At 61.2% G+C, this 23,927-nt stretch carries 23 protein-coding genes and 4 tRNA genes; 10 read left to right on the plus strand and 17 right to left on the minus strand.

What is annotated here, in order from left to right; genetic code table 11:
• Positions 1–524 precede the first annotated feature (524 nt).
• The 9 genes from rplA to HMPREF2875_RS00695 form a co-directional block, all read right to left on the minus strand.
• Positions 525–1,229 (minus strand): 50S ribosomal protein L1, encoded by a 705-nt coding sequence (rplA, locus tag HMPREF2875_RS00655; RefSeq protein WP_070669542.1) that lies wholly within the window; start codon positions 1,227–1,229, stop codon positions 525–527.
• 96 nt (positions 1,230–1,325) lie between these two features.
• Entirely contained in the window at positions 1,326–1,769 is a 444-nt protein-coding gene (rplK, locus tag HMPREF2875_RS00660; protein ID WP_070520976.1) for a 50S ribosomal protein L11, read from the minus strand.
• A gap of 164 nt (positions 1,770–1,933) precedes the next feature.
• Positions 1,934–2,863, minus strand: a complete 930-nt coding sequence (gene nusG / locus HMPREF2875_RS00665; RefSeq protein WP_070669543.1) for a transcription termination/antitermination protein NusG — start codon at positions 2,861–2,863, stop codon at positions 1,934–1,936.
• A 122-nt stretch (positions 2,864–2,985) separates the two neighbouring features.
• Positions 2,986–3,315 (minus strand): preprotein translocase subunit SecE, encoded by a 330-nt coding sequence (gene secE / locus HMPREF2875_RS00670; protein ID WP_070669544.1) that lies wholly within the window; start codon positions 3,313–3,315, stop codon positions 2,986–2,988.
• Between the two features lie 24 nt (positions 3,316–3,339).
• Positions 3,340–3,415 (minus strand) — tRNA-Trp (locus HMPREF2875_RS00675).
• 129 nt (positions 3,416–3,544) lie between these two features.
• A tRNA-Met gene (locus HMPREF2875_RS00680) sits at positions 3,545–3,616 on the minus strand.
• 34 nt (positions 3,617–3,650) lie between these two features.
• Positions 3,651–3,726: transfer RNA gene (locus HMPREF2875_RS00685), tRNA-Thr, on the minus strand.
• A gap of 243 nt (positions 3,727–3,969) precedes the next feature.
• Positions 3,970–4,051 (minus strand) — tRNA-Tyr (locus tag HMPREF2875_RS00690).
• A 76-nt stretch (positions 4,052–4,127) separates the two neighbouring features.
• The gene (locus HMPREF2875_RS00695; RefSeq protein ID WP_070669545.1) at positions 4,128–5,132 is read right to left on the minus strand and encodes a polyprenyl synthetase family protein; all 1,005 of its coding nucleotides are present in this window, start codon (positions 5,130–5,132) and stop codon (positions 4,128–4,130) included.
• Positions 5,133–5,226: 94 nt separating this feature from the next.
• Here HMPREF2875_RS00695 and HMPREF2875_RS00700 point away from each other — a divergent pair, with 94 nt between their 5' ends.
• On the plus strand, positions 5,227–6,465 hold the full coding sequence (locus tag HMPREF2875_RS00700; RefSeq protein ID WP_070669546.1) for a geranylgeranyl reductase family protein: 1,239 nt from the start codon (positions 5,227–5,229) through the stop codon (positions 6,463–6,465).
• Between the two features lie 9 nt (positions 6,466–6,474).
• On the opposite strand, the gene HMPREF2875_RS00705 is transcribed toward HMPREF2875_RS00700, so the two are convergent.
• The 7 genes from HMPREF2875_RS00705 to HMPREF2875_RS00735 are packed head-to-tail and all read right to left on the minus strand — an operon-like array spanning position 6,475 to position 14,525.
• Complete coding sequence (locus HMPREF2875_RS00705; RefSeq protein ID WP_070669547.1) at positions 6,475–7,164, minus strand: demethylmenaquinone methyltransferase; 690 nt, start codon at positions 7,162–7,164, stop codon at positions 6,475–6,477.
• Between the two features lie 11 nt (positions 7,165–7,175).
• Positions 7,176–8,375, minus strand: coding sequence for a glycosyltransferase family 4 protein (locus HMPREF2875_RS00710; RefSeq protein ID WP_070669548.1), 1,200 nt, complete (start codon positions 8,373–8,375; stop codon positions 7,176–7,178).
• Positions 8,376–8,383: 8 nt separating this feature from the next.
• Positions 8,384–8,827 (minus strand): DUF3592 domain-containing protein, encoded by a 444-nt coding sequence (locus tag HMPREF2875_RS00715; protein WP_070669549.1) that lies wholly within the window; start codon positions 8,825–8,827, stop codon positions 8,384–8,386.
• A gap of 1 nt (position 8,828) precedes the next feature.
• Positions 8,829–10,511 carry a 2-succinyl-5-enolpyruvyl-6-hydroxy-3-cyclohexene-1-carboxylic-acid synthase gene (gene menD / locus HMPREF2875_RS00720; protein WP_070669550.1) on the minus strand — a complete coding sequence of 561 codons (1,683 nt, stop codon included), beginning with the start codon at positions 10,509–10,511 and terminating at the stop codon, positions 8,829–8,831.
• Positions 10,504–11,097, minus strand: a complete 594-nt coding sequence (locus HMPREF2875_RS00725) for a hypothetical protein (protein WP_070669551.1) — start codon at positions 11,095–11,097, stop codon at positions 10,504–10,506. Before HMPREF2875_RS00725 ends, menD begins: the two co-directional genes overlap by 8 nt.
• Before the next feature lie 23 nt (positions 11,098–11,120).
• Positions 11,121–13,457, minus strand: a complete 2,337-nt coding sequence (locus tag HMPREF2875_RS00730) for an ATP-binding cassette domain-containing protein (protein ID WP_070669552.1) — start codon at positions 13,455–13,457, stop codon at positions 11,121–11,123.
• Between the two features lie 48 nt (positions 13,458–13,505).
• Positions 13,506–14,525: an o-succinylbenzoate synthase gene (locus HMPREF2875_RS00735; protein WP_070669553.1), complete on the minus strand. Its 1,020-nt coding sequence runs from the start codon at positions 14,523–14,525 to the stop codon at positions 13,506–13,508.
• An 85-nt stretch (positions 14,526–14,610) separates the two neighbouring features.
• Between HMPREF2875_RS00735 and dcuC the strand changes: the two genes are divergently transcribed.
• The 5 genes from dcuC (at position 14,611) to menE (ending at position 19,792) form a co-directional block, all read left to right on the plus strand.
• Positions 14,611–16,020 carry a C4-dicarboxylate transporter DcuC gene (dcuC, locus tag HMPREF2875_RS00740; RefSeq protein WP_070669554.1) on the plus strand — a complete coding sequence of 470 codons (1,410 nt, stop codon included), beginning with the start codon at positions 14,611–14,613 and terminating at the stop codon, positions 16,018–16,020.
• Between the two features lie 257 nt (positions 16,021–16,277).
• On the plus strand, positions 16,278–16,739 hold the full coding sequence (locus tag HMPREF2875_RS00745) for a DIP1984 family protein (protein ID WP_039673555.1): 462 nt from the start codon (positions 16,278–16,280) through the stop codon (positions 16,737–16,739).
• 344 nt (positions 16,740–17,083) lie between these two features.
• Entirely contained in the window at positions 17,084–18,064 is a 981-nt protein-coding gene (locus HMPREF2875_RS00750; RefSeq protein WP_070669555.1) for a 1,4-dihydroxy-2-naphthoyl-CoA synthase, read from the plus strand.
• A gap of 406 nt (positions 18,065–18,470) precedes the next feature.
• Positions 18,471–18,632, plus strand: coding sequence for a hypothetical protein (locus tag HMPREF2875_RS13615; protein WP_168165552.1), 162 nt, complete (start codon positions 18,471–18,473; stop codon positions 18,630–18,632).
• Positions 18,633–18,643: 11 nt separating this feature from the next.
• Positions 18,644–19,792, plus strand: coding sequence for an o-succinylbenzoate--CoA ligase (gene menE, locus HMPREF2875_RS00760; RefSeq protein WP_070669556.1), 1,149 nt, complete (start codon positions 18,644–18,646; stop codon positions 19,790–19,792).
• On the opposite strand, the gene HMPREF2875_RS00765 is transcribed toward menE, so the two are convergent.
• A complete protein-coding gene (locus HMPREF2875_RS00765; protein ID WP_046647781.1) occupies positions 19,789–20,478 on the minus strand; it encodes a metal-dependent transcriptional regulator in 690 nt (229 codons plus the stop codon). The two genes, menE and HMPREF2875_RS00765, sit on opposite strands and share 4 nt — an antisense overlap.
• 107 nt (positions 20,479–20,585) lie before the next feature.
• Between HMPREF2875_RS00765 and HMPREF2875_RS00770 the strand changes: the two genes are divergently transcribed.
• The 4 genes from HMPREF2875_RS00770 to HMPREF2875_RS00785 are packed head-to-tail and all read left to right on the plus strand — an operon-like array spanning position 20,586 to position 23,924.
• Positions 20,586–21,512 (plus strand): metal ABC transporter substrate-binding protein, encoded by a 927-nt coding sequence (locus tag HMPREF2875_RS00770; RefSeq protein ID WP_070521016.1) that lies wholly within the window; start codon positions 20,586–20,588, stop codon positions 21,510–21,512.
• On the plus strand, positions 21,512–22,222 hold the full coding sequence (locus HMPREF2875_RS00775; protein WP_010189751.1) for a metal ABC transporter ATP-binding protein: 711 nt from the start codon (positions 21,512–21,514) through the stop codon (positions 22,220–22,222). Before HMPREF2875_RS00770 ends, HMPREF2875_RS00775 begins: the two co-directional genes overlap by 1 nt.
• Complete coding sequence (locus HMPREF2875_RS00780; protein WP_010189752.1) at positions 22,219–23,073, plus strand: metal ABC transporter permease; 855 nt, start codon at positions 22,219–22,221, stop codon at positions 23,071–23,073. The genes HMPREF2875_RS00775 and HMPREF2875_RS00780 overlap by 4 nt, the downstream gene beginning before the upstream one ends.
• Positions 23,070–23,924 (plus strand): metal ABC transporter permease, encoded by an 855-nt coding sequence (locus tag HMPREF2875_RS00785; protein WP_010189755.1) that lies wholly within the window; start codon positions 23,070–23,072, stop codon positions 23,922–23,924. The genes HMPREF2875_RS00780 and HMPREF2875_RS00785 overlap by 4 nt, the downstream gene beginning before the upstream one ends.
• Positions 23,925–23,927: the final 3 nt, after the last annotated feature.

Raw genomic sequence — 23,927 nt, forward strand, 5'->3', positions numbered from 1 at the left:
CACCACGGCGTTACTAAATCCGTGGTCCTAACACCTACAACCACTCTATGGGAATACGCAAAGGCCACATACGCTAAACCCCAACCCCCGCCAACACAATCTGTCGTTTAACTCGACACGCCGGAAAACAACACGTTTTGTCGTTTAGGCCCCTCCAGCCACGTGCCTCAGGTGCACTGGGGGCTAAAGCCAAAAGCCAGCTGGGGCTAAAGTCTCCGCACACAGTACAACGCGGGTCCCAGTGAAATCCGGAACCCGCGTTGTAAGGGGTCTTGTCTATCAGGCGGTTTCTCACGCCGCCCGCCCTGCAAGACTCAGGGTGTTCTCTCTATCTCTCATGCGCCTCTCTCAAACGCACAAGAATTAGTATGCAGCACTTTCCTTGAAAGGCCATCGTACTTAGCTGCCAATTACCTGTCAGAAAGATATCCGGCCGTGACCTGCATAAACAAAAGAGAGAAAGCGCGAAAACGGCCCCTGCTCATCCAAGAGCCGGGGCCTAAAATTCGTTTACACAGACAACACTAGTCGGTGTAGTTCTTCTCCACGGAAGCGTCGACCGGGATGCCCGGGCCGGAGGTGGTGGAGATGGTGACCTTCTTGGCGTAGACACCCTTAGCGGAGGACGGCTTCAGACGCAGGATCTCGTCGTACAGCGCGCCGTAGTTCTCGGCCAGCTTCTCAGCATCGAAGGAAGCCTTACCGATGATGGCGTGCAGGTTGGAAGCCTTGTCAACGCGGAAGGAAATCTTACCGCCCTTGACGTCGGCAACAGCCTTGGTCACGTCAGCGGTCACGGTGCCGGTCTTCGGGTTCGGCATGAGACCACGCGGGCCCAGGACGCGGGCAACGCGGCCAACCTTGGCCATCTGATCCGGGGTAGCGATAGCAACGTCGAAGTCGATGTTGCCCTCGTTGATGGCAGCGATCAGCTCTTCGGTGCCGACGATGTCAGCGCCAGCAGCCTTAGCAGCCTCAGCGTTGTCGCCCTCAGCGAAGACAGCTACGCGGACGTCCTTACCGGTGCCGTGCGGCAGGGAAACGGTACCGCGAACCAGCTGGTCAGCCTTACGCGGATCAACGCCGAGGCGGAAGACAACGTCCACGGTGGCGTCGAAGTTCTTGGAGGAGGTCTCCTTGGCCAGCTTGGCGGCCTCGATCGGACGGTACAGGCGGGAGCGGTCTACCAGCTCAGCGGCAGCCTTGTATGCCTTGGACTTGGTGCTCATAAGTGCAATTCCTTTTCTTGGATTGATGTGGTGATAGCGGGCCGAAGCTGGCCCTGCCACGCGCGGCACTAGGCGTGCCGCGCATTAATTCGATTATTACTTAGCCGGGATACCGTCAACGGTGATGCCCATGGAGCGAGCGGTACCAGCGATGATGCGGGCGCCGTTCTCGATGTCACGAGCGTTGAGGTCCTCGAACTTGGTCTGTGCAATCTCCTTGCACTGATCCCAGGTCACGGAGCCCACCTTGTCGGTGTGCGGAACGCCGGAGCCCTTCTTGATGCCAGCAGCCTTGAGCAGAAGCTTTGCAGCCGGCGGGGTCTTCAGCTTGAAGTCGAAGGAGCGGTCCTCGTACACGGTGATTTCCACCGGAACGACGTTGCCGCGCTGGGACTCGGTAGCAGCGTTGTAAGCCTTGCAGAACTCCATGATGTTGACGCCGTGGGCACCGAGCGCCGGACCAACCGGCGGAGCCGGGTTAGCAGCGCCTGCCTCGATCTGGAGCTTGATCAGGCCAGTAACCTTCTTCTTGGGAGCCATCGAATTACCTCTTTCCTGTGGTACCGAGGTGCCGCCACGATGAATAACAGCACCCCGTCCGGATGCTCACGCGTTGTGGGCCACCGGAGGATGAACGTTTTAACATGCGCAAAAGCGCACGGCGTCCAAGTTTAGAACACCGTGCGCCCAGCTCAAAATCGCTTTTAGGAGATACGCTCGATCTCCGTCGGGGACAGCTCCACAGGGGTCTCGCGGCCGAAGATGGACACCAGACCCTGCATCTTGCCGGTCTCTGGATCAATCTCGGAGATGGTGGCGGAAACAGAAGCCAGCGGGCCGGACAGGATGGTGACAGCCTCGCCCACCTCGAAGTCGTGCGCATAAGCCTTGGCCATTTCCTTCTCCGGCATGGCAACGACCTGCTCGCCGTCAGCGTCGGCAGCCGAGCTCTCCGGAGTAACGGTCGCGTCGTTCGGCATGAGGAATTTGGCTACGTCGCGAATCTTCACCGGAGTAGCGTTGCCCTCATTACCCACGAAGGACGTCACACCCGGGGTATCGCGGACGACGGACCAGGCGGCGTCATTAAGCTCCATGCGCACCAGCACGTAGCCCGGCAGCAACTTGCGCTTTACAACCTTCTTCTTGCCGTCCTTCTTCTCCAGGACCTGCTCGACCGGCACGACGACCTCGAAAATGGAATCCTCCACCTCAAGCGTCTGGGCGCGCATGTCCAGGTTGGTCTTCACCTTGTTCTCGTAACCGGAGTAGCACTGAATGATGTACCACTGGCCCGGCTGCTTTTTCAGCTCACGAGTAAAGGCGCGCAGGCGAGTCTTGTACTCAGCCTCCGCAGCGGCAGCGTCAGCACCAGGGGCTGCTGCGCTTTCCGACGCCTCCTCGTCCCCCTCCTCAGCACCGCCACCCAGCGCTGCCTCAGCGGCCTTCGCAGCGGCTTCCTTCACGGCAGCTTCCTGCTCTTCTGCGGAGAGTTCCTCCTGCTGCTCCTCGGCGGCAGCAGCGTCCGTGGTCTCCTCGGCAGCTTCCGCTGCCTCAGCCGCCTCAGCGGCCTGGTCCTGGACGTTATCGATCATGGCCTGTTCCAGAGAAGTGCCGGTGGTTTCGTCGCTCATTGTTTGCTCCATCTGTGTATTAATCCGTCTAGTCACCACCAGGGTACTCGGGGTGGCTAGGGCAAAAAGTATCCCGCCGTTCCCCTAGTGGGATTCGGCGGGATGAAAGTATGTGGTTGATTCTACTTGGGCGCGAGGACCGCTTCAACTCCGAGGCCAGTCAGCGTGTCAACGCCCCAGACCAGTGCGGTCAGCACGACAAGGAAAGCAAAGGTCACGAGCACGTACTGGACCATCTCCTTGCCAGTAGGCCAGACGACCTTCTTCACCTCGGAGACAACCTCACTTGGGAAGGAGGCTACGGAGCCACCAGCGGATTCTTCCTTCTTGTCCTCGACGCGCACAACGCGCTTGTCGGTGTAGGACTCAGTAGAGGTGGTCGCTGCGCCAGAGAGCTGACGCTTGCCGGTTGGGCGGGCTGCCCCGGTGCTCGGCTGCTTTTCATCGCTCACGGCGATTTCCTCCTTGAAGTGATGTGGCAGGGGCGACAGGACTCGAACCTGCAACCTACGGTTTTGGAGACCGTTGCGCTACCAATTGCGCCACGCCCCTTTGCGTGCCCTTTTTGGGACAACGCATAACCCTACCAGAACGGTGATCCCTGTTGGAAACCACCCGCCGCGTAAGGCTGGGAGTCGGTAGTAAAAAAGCGCCCTGAATGCGGGCGCTTTTCCTTCCCGGTAGCGATGGCGAGAATTGAACTCGCGACACAGCGATTATGAGTCGCTTGCTCTACCACTGAGCTACACCGCCATATTCACCCTCCAGAAATGTCTGGAAACATGAATGGAGCCCCCTGACAGAATCGAACTGTCGACCTTTTCCTTACCATGGAAACGCTCTGCCGACTGAGCTAAGGGGGCACAGCCTCGTTTGAGTAACGGATTATCTCCGCTGTGCTCTCGTTGAAGCCTTGAAAAGATTAACCCGAAACGCGTAAACAACACAAATCGCCAGCATAGTGAATGTTTTTAGGCCTTTAGAAGAAGCGTTTAAACACCCCTCAACTCCACCCTTGCCCAACCCAGCCCTGTGTGTCCGCGATCGCGTCCCCGCCCAACACAAAATCCCGCAGACGCATTTCTGTGTCTGCGGGATTCATTCTGTGCCAGGTAGAAGATTCGAACTTCTGAAGGCAATGCCGGCGGATTTACAGTCCGCTCCCTTTGGCCGCTCGGGCAACCTGGCATGCACTCGCGAGTGCGGTTATGTACTTTACTACGAAGCCCCGCCCAACATGCAAATCAACTGGCAGGAGCCCCAATTAGCCTACGCGCTGGACCGTGTAATCCGCGAGCTGACGCAGCGCTTCACTCGCCGTGCACTCGGGCAAGAGCGAGAGCTGATCCTCCACCACACGCAGGTAGGCGTTGACATCCGCCATGGCCTTGTCGCGGCCGGTGGACTTCCACAACAATTCGATGGCGCGGTCCACGGAGGCGTCATCAGTCAGCGGGCCCGTGAGCAAGCCACGCAGCTCGTCACCAACTTCGCCTTCTTCCTCCAAGGCATAGAGCACCGGAAGCGTAAACACGCCCTCGCGCAAATCGGTGCCTGGCGTCTTTCCAGACTCCTCAGGGTCGGAGAAGATATCGATGATGTCGTCCACAATCTGGAAAATCATGCCCACGGCAGAGCCAATCTGACGCAGGGCCTCGCACTGCTCAGGGCCTGCACCCGAGTGATAAGCACCCAGGTAGCCGGCGGAGGCAATAAGCACGGCCGTCTTTTCCCGTATGACCGCCGTGTAGTGCTCCACCGCATTGGCCTCACCGGCGCCGATCGTCTCACGCATCTGACCGGTAACGAGCTCTTCAAACGTCTCGGCAAAGTGCTCGACGGTATGCGTATCCAGCTGGCTCATCAACCGCGAGGCATGCGCAAGAAGGGCGTCACCAGCCAAAATTGCCACGGAATTTGTCCAACGGAAGTTAGCGGATTCCACACCGCGACGACGGTCAGCTTCATCCATGACGTCGTCGTGATACAACGTGGCCACGTGCACCATTTCCACAGCCGTGGCTGCCTTGATCACCTCAGGAGACTCCGGGCGCTCACCGAATTCGGAGGCCAGTAGCGCCATCATTGGACGGAAACGCTTACCACCAGCCATCGAGAGGTGACGTACCTTCTCCTTAAGGAAGTCCTGCCCGCGGTCGAGCTCCGCGCTGAGCAGATCTTCAACGGCAGTCATCCCGGCGTTGATACGCTCGGTGAGCTGCGCATCCCCCAAGTTCACGTGCTTGGCGTGAGTTTGGCCGTGTGACATTAAACGCGTTCCTTATTAACTCAAAAATCCTAGTGTTTACTTACCGTAGCCCATAGCACGGCCCTCAACACACTCAAGGCCACTATCCCGTGCAATGATAGTCCCCATGTCGGAGCAGATCGATTCCATCCATGCAGACGTCGCTGTTGTCGGTGCCGGCCCCGCTGGCGCCGCGGCCGCTATCCATGCCGCGCGAGCCGGCCACGACACTGTGCTTATCGACGCCTCCCCCTTCCCCCGCGATAAAACCTGCGGCGATGGCCTCACCCCACGCGCCATGCATCAGCTGGATCTTCTCGGCATCGAGGTCAACGCTTCCTACCGCAACCGTGGGCTGAAGCTGCATGGCTTTGGCGGATCGGTCACCGCGCCGTGGCCGGCAACGTATCCCTCGCAGGAAGGAACGGCTCTGCCGCGCTATGAGTTTGATGCGCTGCTCGTTGAGGCCGCGCAGGCTGCCGGCGCGCAGCTTCTCACCGGCACGGCAACGGCCCCGCAGCTCGAGGACAACCGGTTGGTGGAGTTCTCCGTCGGCAAGCGCCGCGTTCGCGCGCGGTGGGTCATCGTGGCCGATGGCGTACGTTCCACCTTTGGCAAGCAGCTGGGCCGCCAATGGCACCGCGATGAGGTCTACGGCATCGCCGCACGCGCCTATGCCGATTCCCCGCACGATGACGAGGAGTGGATGCATTCCCACGTCGAGCTCAAGGACTCAGACAGCATAGTCCAGCCCGGCTACGGCTGGATTTTCCCGCTTGGCCAGGGTGTCAACATTGGCCTCGGCGCGCTCTCCACAGCTGCCCGACCGGCTCGCCTCAACACGAAGAAAGCCTTGAGTTTCTACGCCGATCAACAGCGAGCGGACTGGGGCTTGGGCGAGCTGCGCAACGTTACCTCGGCGATGTTGCCCATGGGCGGCGCGGTCTCTGGCGTGGCCGGCGCTAACTGGATGCTCATCGGTGATGCCGCCGCCTGCGTCAATCCGCTCAACGGCGAAGGGATTGACTACGGCTTGGAAACGGCCGCTCTCGCCGTCGAGATGCTCGGCACGAAGGATCTCACCTTGGCCTGGCCAGACCGCCTTCGCGCCGAGTATGGAGAAGCTTTCCTGCTGGCCCGCACGGCCGCGCGCCTTCTGACCTACCCGCAGTTCCTGCCGCTTGCCGGGCCTATCGCCATGCGCGGTCCCGTCGGCCGCATGCTCATGCCTGCCGCCGCGCGCCTTATGGGCAACCTCATTACGGAAGAAGACAAAGACCTCATCGCCCGCGCTTGGAGTTTAGCTGGGGGCGCGGTATCCGCGCTGCGCCGCGATACCCCTCTCTGGGCCTAAAGGCTCCCCTTAAGCAGGTTTAACCGCCGAGTGCAGCGCCACGATGCCGCACGTCAGGTTGCGCCAGCCTGCCTGCTCCCACCCATTGCGGTTAATGGCTGCGGCCAGCTCATGCTGCTCCGGCCATGCGCGAATGGACTCGGCGAGGTAAACGTAGGCCTCCGGGTTGGAGGAGACTACCTTCGCAATCGGCGGCAGAAGTCGGGTCAAATACTCTTTGTAGACCGTTCCGAAGACCGGGATGACGGGCTTGGAAAACTCCGCCACCGCCAAGCGCCCACCCGGTTTGGTCACGCGCGCCATCTCGCGCAAGCCGAGCTCGAAATCGTGAATATTGCGCAGGCCGTAGGAGATGGTCACCGCATCAAAGGTGTTATCGGCAAAAGGCAGGCGCATGCCGTCACCCGCGACCTTAGGCACGTCACGGTCCTTACCGGCCGCCAGCATGCCGCGCGAGAAGTCACAGGCCACGCACCACGCGCCAGACTTAGCTAGCTCCACAGTGGACACTGCGGTACCGGCGGCGAGGTCAAGAACCTTTTCCCCCGGCTTAAGGTTGAGCCGCTCGCGGGTCAGACGGCGCCAGCGCGCGTCCTGGCCAAAGGACAGCACCGTGTTGGTGATGTCGTACTTCTTGCCCACCGCGTCAAACATGCGCGCGACATCGAAGGGCTTTTTCTCCAGATCTGCCTTAGACACAAAAACCAAGTCTAGGCTACGCGTGCACCAAGGGCGCGAGCGGCCCAACGCGGCAGCTCTGGGCGCTGGCCCAAGATGGTGAGAGGCACCTCGCGGACATCCTCCAAGACCTCTTCGTAGTAGCCCAGCAGCTGCTCGCACAGAGCAGGCCATGTCTTCGTGGAGATGGACTCGCGAGCATTAGCACGCAGCTCCTCGTGGATCTCCGGGTTAAGCAGCGCATCGACGGCGTTGGGGAGGTCTTCGACGAACGTTGAAACGTCGAGAAGCAGCCCGTTATAGCCCTCCTCAATGAGGTCCACCGGGCCGCCCGCTCGAGGACCGATGGTCGGCACTCCGGAAGCCTGCGCCTCCTGGATGGCCTGGCAGAAGGTCTCAAATTCGCCGGCGTGGACGAAGACATCGAGGGAGGCATAGGCCGCAGCGAGTTCCTCGCCGCCAAGTGCTCCAGTAAAGACCGCACTCGGCAGCTGGGCTTCCAGCAACGGGCGCTCAGGGCCATCGCCAACGATGACGAGCTGGATATCCTCGCGATCATTGAGCGCCGACAAACGGTGCACGCCTTTTTCCGCGGCCAAACGGCCAACGAAACCAACGATCTTCTTGCGGCCAGTGGGCTCCCACTCGCGGCGCAGCGCGTCCGAACGCTTCGACGGATGGAAACGCTCCGAATCCACGCCGCGGCCCCAATGGCGAACGTTCTTGATGTGGTGCTTCTCCAAGTCAGCAATGGTGAGGGACGACGGCGCGAGGGTCATCTGGCAGGCGTTGTGAATGGTGCGCAGCCACTCCCACACGCCATAAGCCAGTGCGGAAGCGTGGTACTTGGTGGCAAATCCTGCCACGTCAGTCTGATACAAAGCCACGGCCGGTATGCGCAACTGGCGCGCGGAGAAGGCTCCCGCCGCACCGAGAACGAACGGGCTAGCCAGGTGGATAATGTCCGGCTTAAAGGCTCGGAGTGCCTCATCCACCGCGCTCGTGGGCACACCCACTGGAAGGGAATCCACCAGCGGCACCCGCACGGTGGGGACGCGAACGATGCTGAACCCTAAGTAGTCAGGAATTTCCTCCTGCCCGTCCCGGGCACCGGGGGCCACAACAATGGCCTCATGGCCGTGCTCGTGGAGGTATTCGAGCACGCGCAGCACGGAGTTGGTCACTCCGTTGACGTTAGGCAAGAAGGATTCCGCGACGATAGCTACACGCATGTGCCCTATCATTCCTTGTCCGAGTTCTCCGTTGGTAACGGATGCGCTAAATTCCGGTTAATTTTTCCACTCCCCCACCACAACACACCCGCGATCAGCGTGGCCACGAGTGCCGACGACAACCCCGGGATGATGGAGAGCGTCCACTCACGCCCCTCCACTTTCACCAGGTCAGGGTTGTTCTTAGCGTAGAGTACCCACACCTGTTGGCCCTCTCCCAGGCCAGTGGGATAGAGCAGACCGGTCGGCGGGGAGTGATAGATGCCCTCGCCGTCTTGGAAGTCCACGAAGGTGCGTAAACGGCCCACATCGGTAACCGTAGCCAGCGCACGGCCGGGGTTGGCGTTAATGGCGCGGTCATTGAGAAAAGGCCCAATGACCATTCCCGCCATGCCCACCAGCGCCGCCGCATAGAGCACCAGGATGATCTGGCGCACCCGCCGCCTGGTCACCTTACTGGCCTACCTTGGCCGCCAGCGCCTCCTGCAGTGCGCGCCGCGAGGACCGCGTGGTGTGGGCCTCCACCACAGTGATGCCGGTGGAGTATTCCTTGAGCTCCGCGAGGACGTCGAGAAGCTCCTGCGCCGAGCTCACCTCGCGGTAGTCAGCGCCGCATGCTTCCGCCAGCTTGGCCACGCCCACCCCATGTGGCGTCCCAAAAGCCTTCTCGAAGGACGCACGCAGCGGCTCGCGGCCCTGCTCGAGCAGCTCAAAGATTCCGCCGCCGTCGTCGTTTGAGACGACGATGGTGAGGTTCTCCGGGCGGGGGTTGTCCTCGGGGAGGATGAGGGAGGTGGCGTCATGCAGGAACGTGACATCCCCCATGAGCGCCACGGTGCGCGGCGCGCGCGGTGCGTCTGCCTCGCGGGACTGCGTGGCTAGCGCGATTCCGATGGCTTGGGCAATCGTGCCGTCAATGCCGGCAGCACCTCGCGGCGAGTAGGTCTCCACGCCGTCGAAGGGAAGGCCGATGAGGGCGGCATCCCGCACCGGATTCGATGCACCGAGTACCAGCACGTCTCCGACGGACAAGGTGTCTCCCACCGCGGCGGCCACGTGCAGACCGGTAAAGCCGATGTCGGAGTCTTTAGCCTCTTCGCCGGTGGACTCCGCGAGCACCTCGCGCACGCCGTCGGCGGCCATCTGGGCTGCGCCTTCGCAGATTTTCATCCACTCGCGGGTGGGCTCACCACTGGTCTTCACTGTGGTGCCCAGTTGCGCTGACTCGCCGCGGGGGTTGGTGAAGTCCTCCGTGCGTGAGAGGCAGATGAGATCAATATCGGGGTCACTCAACAGCGCCAATACCCCGCGGTGCAGGGTGGGGTGGCCAACAACAATGACCTGCTCCACCTTGGTGTTGACCACGTAGTCATTGGCGGAAACCTGCGCGCGGCGAAAGAGGTGCGCGGCGGCTGGGTGTACTGGGTGATAAGGAGCCGGTGCGGTGGGCTCGGCGATAGTCGGCACGTCCTCGAGGCCCTCCACCTCCCAGGCTTCGTCGCCCGCGACGACGAGCGTGTTACGGCTCAGGTCCACGGCGACCTCACCGTGGTTGGACCAGCGTGGGGTCCGCGCGCGATGCTGCGTGATATCACTCGGCGGGCCCGGCAGCTCTTCCCCCACCAGCGGAACATCAAAGGCCACGTTGATATGCACCTGGCGGTCAGCGAGGAAACGCTCAGCGATGAGTGGAACATCGCTGGTCTTCTCCACTTGCGTGGTCGCGGCATAGACGCCAAAAATACCCTGCTGCTCGATGGTCTGGGACGCGCCGGTCCCCACCATGCGCGCAGGACGGTCTGCACTGATTACCGCCAGCGGGGTATGCGAGTAGTGCGCTTCCACCATCGCGGGCAGAGTATTAGCCACCGCAGTGCCGGACGTCATGACAACGCCCACGTGGCGACGCTGCACGCGCGCCAAACCTAAGGCAGTAAAAGCCGCCGAGCGCTCATCCAGGCGGGTATACACGCGAATATCGGGGCGCGCGAGCAACGCCAGCGCCAGCGGCGCATTGCGCGAACCGGGGCACAGCACGACATCGGTGAGGTGCCGCGAGAGCTGGGCTGCCAATGCCTGGGCCAACTCCATCGACTCCGGCTGCTCCGTTGAGGCAGCGGTATCAGTGTTAGACATTTTCCCCGCCACCGTTCGCTTCAAGGTCACCAAGGAGCTCGTTGAGCAAGCTCTCGAAGTCAGATCCGCTCTCATCCAGCTGGTCTTGTATCTCCGGCGGGAGCTCGGTCGGCAGGTCCGCCGGCGGCTCCGGTGAATCTTCCTCGCGCGGTGCGTCCTTCGTGGTCGTCACCGTGGTGGGAACCTCCGTGGTCACGGTCTGGGTCTCGGTGACCGGCTCCGGGGCAGGCTTGTTGGCATCTGCCGCAGCGCCGCGCCAGAGGAAGAAGAGAACGCCGGCAATCACAACCGCGATGGCGGCGATTGCGGCAAAGACGTAGGCCAGTGCACTTCCGCTCTTCTTCTGCTCTTCTACCTGGTAGCTCGAAGGCACCGGGTCATACTGCGGCTGATGGTAGTTCTGCTCGAATCCCGACGAGTTCTGGGAACCCGGCTCTGGGAAATACTGCTGGGGGCGCTGCGGTGGTTGCTGGCGGGGCTGCTGGTTGCCCAGGCCCGGCTGGGGAGCGCCGAATTGGCGGGTTTCGTTGTCACCGTTGACGCGGTTGAATTGGCGCGTCTCGTTCTCGCCGTTGTGGTTGGTCATGGGATTCACCTTATCGTGCGTCCTTAACGTGTGCCTACGCCGCTCAAGACCCGGCCAGTAGGTGTTTCGCCCTTGGCAACGTCACCCGGCGCGCCGTCTGCCACGATTTTTCCGCCTTCAGCACCTGAACCAGGCCCCATCTCGATGACGCGGTCTGCGCCGGCGATGAGGTGAAGATCATGGTCCACGGTGACGACGGTGTGGGACGCATCCACCAGCGAATGCAGTTCCTTAATGAGCAGGTCAATATCGGCCGGGTGCAGGCCCGTCGTGGGCTCATCCAACAAGTAGACAGTGTGTCCGCGGCGTGAGTTGCGCGAGCGCTGCAACTCGGTGGCCAGCTTGATGCGCTGGGCTTCGCCACCGGAAAGCTCCGGGGCACCCTGGCCCAAGCGCAGGTAGCCCAAACCCACAGCATCAAGGGTCTGGACGGCGTGGAGGATCGGTTCCTCCTCGGCGAAGACCTCGAGGGCCTCCTCTACAGTGAGGTCCAAGATATCCGCGATGGTGTAGCCCTTCCAGCGGATGGACAAGGTGTCCTCGTTATAGCGCTTGCCCTGGCAGTCTGGGCACTGCGTGTAGGAGCCGGGGAGGAAGACGAGCTCGACCTCAATTTGGCCCGCACCACCGCAGGTGGGGCACTGCCCTTGCTTCACGTTGTAGGAAAAGCGCGAGACCGTCCATTTCTTTTTCTTCGCCTCCGGAGTAGCGGCGAAGAGCTTGCGCACGTTGTCGAAGAGGTTGGTGTACGTCGCCACCGTGGAGCGCGGTGTGCGGCCGATGGGTTTTTGGGTAATGGACACCACGCGCTTAACGTCCTGCGGGCTGTCTTCGCCCGTAAGTTTTTCATCCAGAACGTGGAGCAGCGTGGACTTACCAGAACCGGAAAGCCCGGTCAGGACGGTGAACTGACCTAAGCCAAAGCTCACATCGAGGCCGTCGATGTTATTCGAGCGAACGTCGCGCAGTTCGACCTCACCATGAGCCTGGCGCGGTTCCGACTTGGGCTCCGGATGCGGGCGCGCCAACGCACGGGCGGTGGGGGTATCAGCGTCATAGTCCGCAACGGTCCCCGAGTACACCACCTGGCCGCCGCGCTCGCCGGCCAGTGGCCCGACGTCAACCAGCCAATCCGCGTCCTTGACCAAGGTCATGTCGTGCTCCACCAAGAGGACGGAATTGCCCTCGCTGATGAAGCGGCGGCAGATATCCCGTACCGCATCACGCTCCGCCGGGTGGAGTCCCGCAGAGGGCTCATCCAAGACGTAGGTCACGCCAAAAAGGCCCGAGCGCAGCTGCGCGGCTAGGCGCAGGCGCTGTGCCTCGCCGGCGGAGAGAGTTTCGGTGGGACGATCCAGGCTCAGGTGCCCCAGCCCCAACTCCAACGCGGACTCCAGGGCCGAGCGAATAGTTTTGAGCAGCAGGTCTTCCGCATCATTGGGTTGCGGGGAACGCGATTGAAGAAGCTCGAGGGTCTTAGCAAGCGGAAGGTTATTAAAAGCATCAATGGGCAGGCCCGCATAGGTCACCTTGAGTGCCCGCGGGTTGAGTCGCCGGCCTTCGCACGTGGTGCATTCATGGGATTCCATGAAGCTCAGGGTGCGAGCACGCAGCGTATCCGACTTCGTCTCCGCATAGGTCTTGCGCAGATAGGACGCCACGGAGCGCCACGTACCTTCGTAGTTGCGTTGGATCTGGTCTGCACCGCGGTGCGGTTTGACGGTGACAACCGGGCGCTCTTCGGTGAAGAGAATCCAGTCGCGGTCCTTCTGTGGCAGGTCTTCCCACGGCGAATCTAGGTCGTAGCCCAGCTCCTCCAGAATGTCGTGGAAGTTCTTGCCCGCCCAGGCACCGGGCCACGCCTTGATAGCACCCTCTTCGATGCTCAAGGAGGGGTCCGGAACCATGGAGGCTTCCGTCGGCTCGTGGACTACTCCGGTGCCTTGGCACTCCGGACACATGCCCTCCGGGGTATTAGGTGAAAAGGAATCCGAGTACAACCCTTCAGGGTTGTCACCGCACCGCGAGTACAAAAGGCGCACAGAGTTGGAAATAGCGGAAATCGTGCCCACGGTGGAACGTGCGCCACCTGCCGATGCCGACTGCTGCAAGGCCACCGTCGGCGGCAGGCCATCGATACCGCCAACCTGCGGATCCACGGCAGAGGCAATGAGGCGGCGAGCGAAAGGTGCCACGGACTCGAGGTAGCGGCGCTGGCCCTCACCGTGAATGGTGCCAAACGCCAGAGAGGACTTGCCGGAGCCCGACACGCCCGTCACCGCCACGAGCTTGCCGCGGGGAATGTCGACGTCGACATTGCGAAGGTTGTGTAGGTGCGCGTCTCTCACTGAAATGGTCATGCCAGCCAGCCTACGCGGGCCTTAGGACATGTACCGTGAGCTGTACTTTTATAGGTACGGATAGCACTGTCGGACGCGGTCGAACCACCACTCACGTCGATCAGTCGGCGCGGCAAGCGCGCTGAGCCGATCCGGGTCGGGGGTGAGGAACTCGGCGCGCAGGTGGCCGTCGACAAGCTCACGCGGTGCGGTGACATCCTCTTTAAAGAGTGACCCTGTGGCGAGGCCGGCTGCGGCTGGGGTGACGTCGATATCTTCGTCGTCATAGATCTGCGGCAGTGCAGCCACCGCAGCCAGCCCCATCGAGATACCCACGGAGGTATCCAGCGCGGAGGCGACCGTAATGTCCATGTGGCGCTCGCGCAGGTGCTGCGCCACCTCAAGGACCTTGCGCACACCGCCCAATGGGGCTGGTTTGACCACGGCGACGTCGGCAGCCTGCAATTCCGCCACCCGGTACGGGTCGCTGGCCTTGCGAATGGATTCATCAGCCGCCACGCGGACGAAAATCCCGGCGCGCATGAGTTGAGCACGAACTTCCTTGAGTTCCTCAACGGTCTTGCACGGCTGCTCCATATAATCCAGCGGCATAAGCTCCTTCGCCGCGGTAATGGCTTCCTCGACACTCCAGCCGCAGTTGGCATCAACGCGAAGAACCGGCACGCGGCCCTGGGACTCGATGTGGGCGCGCACCGCGGCCACGCGGGCAATGTCGTCCTCCAGCGTCTGCCCTTTCTCCGCCACCTTGATTTTGAAGGTGCGGCAGCCCGGGTAGCGCGCCATCACTTCCGGCACCTGCGCAGCAGGAACCGCGGGGATAGTGCCGTTGACTTCTACCCACTCACGCACTGGCTTCGGAAAACCCTCGTAGGCGGCTTCCAAACCGGCGGCGAGCCAGCGCGCGGATTCTTCTGGGCCATACTCCAGGAAGGGGGCGAACTCACCCCAGCCCGCGGGGCCATCGATAAGCAATGCTTCCCGCGTGGTGATACCGCGGAACTGAACGGCGAGTGGGAGGGAAACCACGTGGGCGCGATCAAAGACGTCATCAATATGCATGGGGTTCATCGTACGTCGACTCCGAATGCGACAACTGTAATGGGTAGTGATAAATTAATACGGTAATTGGTTATAACCAGAAGAAGGACCAGATATGCTCTATCTTCTCATCGCACTGCTGGCCATCGCTGCAGTTGTCTACCTCATCTATAAGAAAGTTCACGCCGCGGCTTCCATCTTCGCCGTTGGCGTCGTCCTGCTCATGCTCGCCGCGCTCACCGGGCGCGCCGACTTCCGCACCACCGAAATTGAAGCAACCGGCAATGCTTTCTACGACCAGCTGCTGGTTGTGGACGCCCTGTTCAAGGCGCGCTTCTCCGGCATCGGTATGGCGATTATGGTGCTCTTTGGCTTCGTGTCCTATATGCGCCACATCGGTGCGGATGCCAAGACCGTCGTGGTGCTCTCCTCACCGCTCAAGCGCTTCAAAGGCTCGTACTGGCTGGTTCCAGTGGGCTTCATCCTGGGCACGCTGCTCTCACTGGTGATTCCCTCGGCCGCGGCGCTATCCCTATTGCTCGTGGCCACGCTCTTGCCGGCGCTCATCGCCGCGGGCCTGACACCACTGACCGTGGGCGCCATCGTGGTGACCTCTTCCACCATCGTGCCCACCCCGCTGGAAGCAGGCCTCATCCAAGGCGCTGACCTCACCAACATGACGCCAACAGAATTCGTCTACGGCGCAGTTGCCCGCGCAACGGTTCCCACCCTGCTCATCACCGCCTTCGTCCACATGTGGTGGCAGCGCCATTGCGACAAGGTGGATGCCCGCAAGGCCGAAAGCTCCGGCGAGGTCAGCGCCGATTCGATGCACGATGACGCCACCGAGGAAGCCATCGCCCGCGCTGCTTCCCTGCCGGGCTACTACGCTGTGCTTCCGCTCATGCCGCTGCTACTCATCATCGTCTCCGCCATCCTCAACCGTTTGGGTGTCATCCCCTTTGAAGGCGGCATCCTGCCGGTAACCGTGGTGTCCCTGTTCATCGCGATGATTATTGAATCCATCCGCAAGCGCACCGTCTCCGGCGCCGTGGATTCCATGGCCACCTTCTTCAAGGGCATGGGTGAGGGCGCCGCAGGCGTGGTCGCACTGCTGGTCGCCGCCGCCGTCCTCGTAGAGGGCATCACGCAGATGGGCGTTATCGACATGCTTATTAACGCCGCCGAAGGCTCCTCCGGCGCCGCCGTCATCATCGTTCTCATCTTCGTTGCCGCCACCGCCGCGATGGCCTCGCTCACTGGCTCTGGTACCGCCCCCTACTTCGCCTTCTCTGAGGTGGTACCCAACCTGGCTTCGCAGACCTCCATCCACGCTCCGCAGATGCTCACCGCCATCTGGGGCACCTCGAACCTCATGCGCCAGGTCTCCCCGGTCAACGCCGCGGTGCTCATCGTCTCCGGCGCCATCAAGGTCAACCCCATCCAACTGGTCAAGCGCACCTCCGTGCCCATGATCGTGGCGACGGTGCTCAACACGCTGTTTGCGTTCATGTTTATTGGGTAGCGGTTTTCGCGCGGGCTCAACGTTAATCACGGAGTCCGCGGTACGTTTTGGTAAATAAGGTCCCCCAAATCCGAAAAATTTCGGGCATATCTACGAAAACGTACCAACCAACCGCCCACGACGTACATATCGATCAAATAAGGCCCCAGATCATCGAAGTTTTGGGGCGCTATTTGTTAAAACCGTCACGACCATACGGCGTTCCCCCATCCCTTCTGTACGATTGTGCAGATAAAGATTCCCATTAAGGAGGACCCATGCTACTTGCTGAAGCCCTGGCCGAACGCGCCCAGGCGCAGGAGCGCCTCAACACCCTGAAGGATCGTCTTGTGGCGACGGTTCGCGTGCAGGAAGGCGATGAACCGGACGAGAATCCGACAGATCTCCTCCGGGAGCTCGAGGGCGTCACTGCACGCATTGATGAACTCGTTATCGCTATCAACGCGACGAACACGGCTACGAAGTTCGATGAAGAGATCACGCTGATGGAGGCCTTGGCGCTTCGCGATGGCCTCTTGCGCAAGCGCCGCATCTACCAGGGTTTGGCGGAACAGGCTGGTGCACGCCAGGATCGTTTCTCTCGTTCAGAGATCAAGTTCGTGGCCACCGTGCCCGTGCCGAAGCTGCGCGAGCGCGCTGATGACCTGGCCCGCCAGTACCGCGAGCTCGATACCCGCATCCAGCAGCTGAACTGGAATACGGAACTCATAACTAAATAAGGTCTGCCGCTAGTTGTGCCGCATTCTTGCGGCACGTAGTCATGTCGCGCGCACCAAGCGCGCGACGGTAGCCCACACTTTTCGCAGCGAGCGCAACCCTTACTGGGCAGGGAAGAGCCCAGTGCTTCTCAGGCGCCTTCGTAGCGCAAGAAGGCAGGGAGGTTCGATTCCGTCCCACTGTATGGTGTACCGCGCTGGTACGGAGTACACGTGCACATTGACGGGGATAATCCCGCAGTATTGTTTATTGTTTATCACCGCCGCGCTGGGCGGAGAGTGTGGGTGAGGGTTGGGAATGGGGACTATACTTCCGGCGCACTACTTTCCAATTAAGCTGGTGTGCCATGAGCGAGCAGAAGAACTACAGCACCGATAATCCTTTCAAGCCGGAGCTCTGGCAGACCGTCGAGGGCTTTGAGGACCTGACGGATATTACCTATCACCGGCTCATCAGTGATAGTCCGAAGCCACAGCGTAAAGATGGCATCGTCCGCATCGCTTTTGACCGCCCCGAGGTGCGCAATGCATTTCGCCCGCACACGGTGGATGAGCTTTACCGCGCGCTGGACCATGCGCGTCGTACCCCGGATGTTGGCACAGTGCTGCTGACTGGCAACGGGCCATCCCAGAAAGACGGCGGCTGGGCATTTTGCTCCGGCGGTGACCAGCGCATCCGCGGCCGCTCCGGGTACCGCTACGCCACTGAGCACGCGCACGATGACGCGACTGCAGACGAATCCACGGTAGACACCGCCCGCGAAAAGGTCGAAGGCGGCCGCTTGCACATCCTAGAAGTCCAGCGCCTCATCCGCACCATGCCCAAGGTGGTCATCGCCGTGGTCAACGGCTGGGCCGCCGGCGGCGGTCACTCCCTACACGTGGTGTGCGATATGACCATTGCCTCCCGCCAAGAAGCACGCTTCAAGCAAACCGACGCCGACGTCGGCTCTTTCGACGCCGGCTACGGCTCGGCTTACCTGGCCAAGATGGTAGGCCAAAAGTACGCCCGCGAGATTTTCTTCTTGGGGCGCACCTACGACGCCCAGCGCATGTACGAGATGGGCGCGGTCAACGAGGTGGTTGACCACGCCGATCTGGAAGATGCCGCCATCCAGATGGGACGTGAAATCAATATGAAGTCCCCTACCGCCCAGCGCATGCTCAAGTTCGCGTTCAACCTCACCGATGATGGTCTCATGGGCCAGCAGGTCTTCGCCGGCGAGGCCACCCGCCTGGCCTATATGACCGACGAGGCCGTCGAGGGCAAGGAGTCCTTCCTGGAAAAGCGCGAGCCCAACTGGGATGACTTCCCGTACTACTACTAGGCCTCCATCGAGGGCTAGTGCCTTCTCTTCCACCCGAAAGATAAAAAGAGAGTAATATCCGGGACAGTTAACGCCAGTAACTATAGCTCCCACGGAGGCAACCTTGACCACGGAGAAAATCAATCAGATAACCCGCCCAATCGGACTTGTCCTCTGCCTAATCCTTTTGGTTTCCCTGCGACACTTTACCGAATGGTCATGGCTGCTACGGGCGGGCGTCGCCGTTGGCGCAACCATCGCCGCCATGCTGGTGCTGATTTTTATCCTAGGTTGCTTCTCCACGGAAGAAGACACCCCCGAGACACACGAGGCCACTTCTTAAGGCTTAAGCCAGTAGGGAGGGCAGGTAGGGACCTACCAGCTATCCTAATTACCACCAATCACCTTCACCCAGGGAGAGCCTGAAGTGCTGTATTTCGCCATTGCCCTCGCGGCCATCGCGCTCATTGCCGTCATTGCATCGCGAGTGTGGATGTTGCGGCGCATCCAGCAGGCTCAGAGGGACGGTGAGCGCCCCTTCGATCAGGAGGATGAGCTCATCAACCCTTATGAGTACCGCGGGCGGTAACCTGGCTAACCGTGACCATCCTCTCTCCTCTGCCTGTCAATCCACATGACCCCGCCGCCATCCTCCCTGATCTGGAAGCGGCCATCGCAGGACAAGCCACCTTCCTGCCCATTCCGGCGGAGGACCGCACCCGCGCGCAGCTGCTGCGCAACCACATGCGCGCAGGAGAACCTATTGACTCCTCCATCGCACTCGTCGTGGCCACCTCTGGGTCCACGGGCACACCGAAGGGCGCGCAACTCACGGCCGCCAACTTGGTGTCTAGTGCCGATGCCACGCACCGGACTTTAGGCGGCACCGGTCAGTGGCTACTAGCCATGCCCGCCTCCCATATCGCGGGCATCCAGGTATTGGTGCGCTCCCTCGTCGCGGGCGTGGAGCCGCTCTGCCTTGACCTGTCGGAAGGTTTTTCCATCCCCAGTTTCGCCCGCGCCGCGCACGAGCTGGCCGCCACTGGGGATCGCTCATACACGGGCCTGACCCCGATGCAGCTAGCCAAGGCCATGGATTCGCTAGAAGGAATCGAGGCCCTGCGCACCTTTGATGCCATCCTCGTCGGAGGTGCTGCCACCCACCCGCAACTATTGGACTCTGCGAAAAAGCTGCGCATCAATATCGTCACCACCTACGGTTCCTCAGAAACTTCCGGTGGATGCGTCTACAACGGCCGTCCCCTCGATCGCGCTCTTGTTCGCATCGGCGACGAGGGGCGCATTTACCTTGGCGGGCCCATGATTGCGCAGGGCTATCGAAACGTGGACTCAGATGCCTTCATGGTCGATGAGTCCGGTACCTCGTGGTTTGCTACCTCCGACGCCGGCGCGCTTCACGACGGCCACCTCACCGTCACCGGGCGCCTCGACAACATCCTGAACACCGGCGGGCTCAAGCTCCACCCAGAGCAGCTCGAGCAGCACATCCTTCGCGTGCCGGGAGTGGACGGCGTGTGCGTGGTCGGCATCCCCCACCCACGCTTGGGACAGATGATCGTCGCTGCCTATACCGGATGGGCGGATGTCGGCGATATCCTTGTGGCTCTCGACGATAGTGGCCTTCCCCGGTGGCAAATCCCCAAGGACTTCAAGCGCCTGGCCCAGCTCCCCACCACCGGTCCCGGCAAGGTTGACCGCCTCGCCGTCGCCCGCATGTGGGACAGCTAAGCCTCCGCTTCGCCAAAGCTGCGTACGGCAATGCCGCGCGCAGCGGATTCCCCGAGGGGGAAGTGTGAACCTTCATCGACGGCAACCTCGAGCACACCCGCAACCGAAGGGGCAACGACGGTCAATTCTACTCCCGGCCGCACTCCATATTTATCCAGGTAGCGCAAAAATTCGCCATCAGCGTCAGTGACCTGCTCCACGGTGACGGGGGTCTGCGCGGGGACGTCGATAAGCGTAATGCGCGAGACCGGCTCGGCAGTGCCATCCGGGGCAGGTATGGGATCACCATGCGGATCGCGGGCGGGGTTGCCCAGGAAAGAATCAAGACGTTCAACGAGCCTGTCGGACGTCGCGTGCTCTAGCATTTCTGCCTCATCGTGCACCTCATCCCAGGTATAGCCCAGAGTGCGCACGAGGAAGGTTTCCAGGAGCCGATGCCGGCGCACCATTGCCACAGCCAGCCGCCGGCCTTCCTCAACAAGCCGAACACCGAAGTAGCGTTCGTGTTCCACCAGCCCCTTCGCGGCCAGGCGCTTGACCGCCTCCGACGTGGTGGGCAGCTTCTGCCCCGCCGCTTTAGCTAGGTCCCCCAGCGGCATCGCGGTATTAGCGCCCTCTTTCTCCTCATAGGTCCAGAGGATCTTGAGGTAATCCTGGGTGCGTTCGGGCAGCTCACTGATGTGCATACCCCCATCGTAGTTCAGCCTATTGCTTCCAAAGGTTTCAGGTCTTATGCTCTTTCAAGTTCAATCTATTGAACATCGACATTCACTTTTAATAAGAGAGGTTTCCCGTGAAGAAACTTATTGCGCTTCCCCTCGCTTCCCTCGTGGCTGCCACCGCGCTGACTGCCTGCACCAGCAGCGACTCCGCCGAAGCCCAGGACGACAATCTGACGATCTTCGCCACGACTGGTTACTTGGCTGATGCGGCCGCCAATATCGCCCCGGACGCCGACATCACCACCATGGTCGGTCCCGGCGGCGATCCGCACACCTACCAGCCCACCACGCGCGATATTGAAAAGATGCAGGACGCCGACCTCGTCCTCTGGAATGGCCTTCACCTCGAGGCGCAAATGGTGGACCAGCTCTCCTCCCTCGGTGAGAAGCAGCTAGCTGTCGGCGAACAGCTCGATACTGCTGACCTTCTGCCGTGGCCCGAGCAAGGTGACAAGGGCGAAAAACTCTACGACCCGCACATCTGGAATAGCCCCGAGCTGTGGAGCCAGGTCGTCGATCACATCGGCACCAAACTCGGCGAAATCGACTCTGACAATGCCGAAGACTATGCCGCGGCCGCCGATGAATATGAAGACAAGATTGCAGCCGCGCATGACAAAGCGGCTAAGGAACTCGAAAACGCCTCCCCGCGCGTCCTCATCACCGGCCATGACGCCTTCAACTACTTCGGCAAGACCTTCGACTTTGAAGTCCAAGCCACCGACTTCGTGACCACCGAAGCCACCAAGTCCGCCACTGAGATCTCCGAGCTCGCGGATACGATCGCGGAGAAGAAGGTCCCCGTTATCTTCCAAGATAACCAGGCGAACCCACAGGCCATCACTTCTCTCAAGGAAGCCGTAGAAACCCGCAACTGGACAGTCACCATCTCGGATGAAGAGCTCTTTGCCGATACCCTCGGCCCGGAAGCCCCAACCGATACCTACCTCGGAGCCTTCGAACATAACGCTAGCGCCGTGGCGAAAGCACTAAGCTAATGCTCAGCGTAGGAAACCTCACCGCCGGCTATCCCCGCACGCCGGTGCTTCACGACGCCTCCTTCACCCTCACCCCCGCGACTATCACCGGGCTGGTGGGTGCGAACGGGTCGGGAAAGTCTACTCTGGTCCGCACGCTGGTAGGGCTCCTTCCGCCTCTAGCCTGCGGGTCGATGACCTTCGATGGCGTCGATCTGGCACATTTTCGGCAGCGTCTCGGATATATGCCACAACATGCGGATATCGACTGGAATTACCCTGCCACCGCCTTCGACATCGCCCTGATGGGCCGCACCGCCGGGCTGCGCTGGTGGCAGTGGCCCAGCCGCGCTGACAAAGACGCCGCTCACGCCGCGCTTTCCCGCACCGGAATGCAGGCACACGCGCAGCTGCCGATTTCCGCCCTGTCTGGTGGTCAGCGCCAGCGCGTGTTGTTGGCGCGCACGCTCGTTAGCGAGCCGGAATTCATCATCCTCGACGAGCCCTTCGCTGGTGTCGATGCCGCGAGTCAGCGCGCCATCATGGATGTACTCAAGGAACTGCGCGAGAACGGCGTGACCATCCTGCTGGTGCATCACAACCTGGCGGAGGTCGCCGACTTTTGCGATGAGGTCCTCATGGTCGGCCACGGCCGGCTCATTGCTGCTGGCCCCACCGAGCAGGTACTTACCGAGTCCGCCATTGCCGACATGTTTTCCCTGCCATCATGAACCCACTCGAGCTTCTTCAGAACTACACCTATACCCAGGCACTCCTGGGCACCGTGCTCATCGGTGGCTGCGCTGGCGCGCTAGGCCCACTGGTATATGTTCGCCGCACCAGCCTGCTGGCCGATGCCATCTCGCATTCTTCCCTGCCTGGACTGCTCACCGCCTTCCTCGTGGCCACCGCCATTGGCTGGGACGGGCGAAATGTCTGGCTTCTTTCTTGCGGCGCCCTGCTCACCGGAACCCTCGCGGTGGGGTGCATTCACCTCATCCCGCGGTTAACTCCCCTGGGGCAAACCACTGCGATGGCGGCCACGCTAACCACATTTTTCTCGGTGGGAATGCTGCTCATGCAGTATATTTCCCGCCGACCATTGCCTGGCAAGGCCGGAATCCAGGATTATTTGCTGGGAAATGCCTCCACGCTCACTCGCGCGGATGTACGGTCCACACTCATCATCGGTGGCTGCGTGCTGCTTTTTCTTTTCCTCATTCACACCCGGCAGGCCGCAGTCACTTTTGATTCAAGTTTTGCCCAGGTAGCCGGCATCCGCACCTCGTTCCTCAACGCGGCTAGTTTCTTCGCCCTCACCGCCATCACGGTGCTCGGCGTCAAAGTCGTCGGCGTAGTGCTCATGGTCGCCGTGGTCATCAGCCCTGCCGCCGCTGCCCGCCCCTGGACCACGCGCTTGCTACCTTTCATCGCGCTCTCCGGGTTCTTCGGCGCGGCCACCGCTGCTCTCGGCTGCTATGTCTCCATTGCGCACGGCCCGCTGCCCACCGGTCCGGTCATCGTCCTGGCTCAGGCGGCGCTCGTCACTATCAGCCTCACCAGTAGAAAGCTAGCCTCATGACCCTCGCCGCGACCGCTTGTCTCCTTGCCGTTCTGACGGCCTTGGCCTGTGCTATCCCCGGCACCTTTGTTGTCCTCAAAGGCCAGGCCATGCTTATCGACGGCATCGGCCATGCCGTCCTTCCCGGAATTGCCGTCGGCTACCTCTTTACCGCAGATCTAGATTCACCCATCTTGCTCGTTACCGCGGCCGCTGGCGCCTTGGTGGTGGCGTTGGGAACTGACGCACTACAGCGCAGCCCGCTGGTGACTGCTGATTCCGCCCTCGGATTGGTCTTTCCCGCCCTGTTTGCCGCCGGAGTCATCCTGATTTCTACGCACATGAGCCACGTGCACCTTGATGTCCACGCCGTTCTCGTCGGTGATCTCAACCTCGCGGCCTTCTCCAATCCCAACTATTGCTACATCATGGCCGCAGTGCTGGGTATCAATGCTCTCTTCCTCGCCCTTACACTGCCGCGTTTATCCGCCACGACTTTTGACGCCGATTTTTGTGCCGCACGCGGGGTGCCCACGCGCGTTCTTCACATCATATTTATGACCGTGGTTGCCTGCACCGCCACCGCCGCCTTTCACGCTGCCGGTGCCATGCTGGTCATCGCTCTCATGGTATTCCCGACGATGACCGCGCGGCTGCTTACTCAGCGCGTGCCCACGCTGGTGTTGACCGCCTGTGGCGTTGCCGCTATCAGCGCGGTCGTGGGATTTTGGGTTGCCTATGTCCTTGACGCGGCTACCTCTGCCGCAATGACAGTCACCAATGCCGTTATTTTCGTTGCAGTGCTCATCATCTACCGCTTTCGCCAACGCACCAGCTCATTGCCGCAGCACACCACACCAGTGGCACAATAGTGA

The sequence above is a fragment of the Corynebacterium sp. HMSC078H07 genome, from assembly GCF_001812805.1.
Classification (GTDB): Bacteria; Actinomycetota; Actinomycetes; order Mycobacteriales; family Mycobacteriaceae; genus Corynebacterium.

Bases quoted from the DNA above. Each gene is read 5' to 3' on its own strand.
- rplA (WP_070669542.1), bottom strand. From the start codon at position 1,229: ATGAGCACCAAGTCCAAGGCATACAAGGCTGCCGCTGAGCTGGTAGAC.
- rplK (WP_070520976.1), bottom strand. From the start codon at position 1,769: ATGGCTCCCAAGAAGAAGGTTACTGGCCTGATCAAGCTCCAGATCGAG.
- nusG (WP_070669543.1), bottom strand. From the start codon at position 2,863: ATGAGCGACGAAACCACCGGCACTTCTCTGGAACAGGCCATGATCGAT.
- HMPREF2875_RS00695 (WP_070669545.1), bottom strand. From the start codon at position 5,132: ATGTCACACGGCCAAACTCACGCCAAGCACGTGAACTTGGGGGATGCG.
- HMPREF2875_RS00700 (WP_070669546.1), top strand. From the start codon at position 5,227: ATGATAGTCCCCATGTCGGAGCAGATCGATTCCATCCATGCAGACGTC.
- HMPREF2875_RS00710 (WP_070669548.1), bottom strand. From the start codon at position 8,375: ATGCGTGTAGCTATCGTCGCGGAATCCTTCTTGCCTAACGTCAACGGA.
- menD (WP_070669550.1), bottom strand. From the start codon at position 10,511: ATGTCTAACACTGATACCGCTGCCTCAACGGAGCAGCCGGAGTCGATG.
- HMPREF2875_RS00725 (WP_070669551.1), bottom strand. From the start codon at position 11,097: ATGACCAACCACAACGGCGAGAACGAGACGCGCCAATTCAACCGCGTC.
- HMPREF2875_RS00730 (WP_070669552.1), bottom strand. From the start codon at position 13,457: ATGACCATTTCAGTGAGAGACGCGCACCTACACAACCTTCGCAATGTC.
- HMPREF2875_RS00735 (WP_070669553.1), bottom strand. From the start codon at position 14,525: ATGAACCCCATGCATATTGATGACGTCTTTGATCGCGCCCACGTGGTT.
- dcuC (WP_070669554.1), top strand. From the start codon at position 14,611: ATGCTCTATCTTCTCATCGCACTGCTGGCCATCGCTGCAGTTGTCTAC.
- HMPREF2875_RS00745 (WP_039673555.1), top strand. From the start codon at position 16,278: ATGCTACTTGCTGAAGCCCTGGCCGAACGCGCCCAGGCGCAGGAGCGC.
- HMPREF2875_RS00750 (WP_070669555.1), top strand. From the start codon at position 17,084: ATGAGCGAGCAGAAGAACTACAGCACCGATAATCCTTTCAAGCCGGAG.
- HMPREF2875_RS00765 (WP_046647781.1), bottom strand. From the start codon at position 20,478: ATGCACATCAGTGAGCTGCCCGAACGCACCCAGGATTACCTCAAGATC.
- HMPREF2875_RS00775 (WP_010189751.1), top strand. From the start codon at position 21,512: ATGCTCAGCGTAGGAAACCTCACCGCCGGCTATCCCCGCACGCCGGTG.
- HMPREF2875_RS00780 (WP_010189752.1), top strand. From the start codon at position 22,219: ATGAACCCACTCGAGCTTCTTCAGAACTACACCTATACCCAGGCACTC.
- HMPREF2875_RS00785 (WP_010189755.1), top strand. From the start codon at position 23,070: ATGACCCTCGCCGCGACCGCTTGTCTCCTTGCCGTTCTGACGGCCTTG.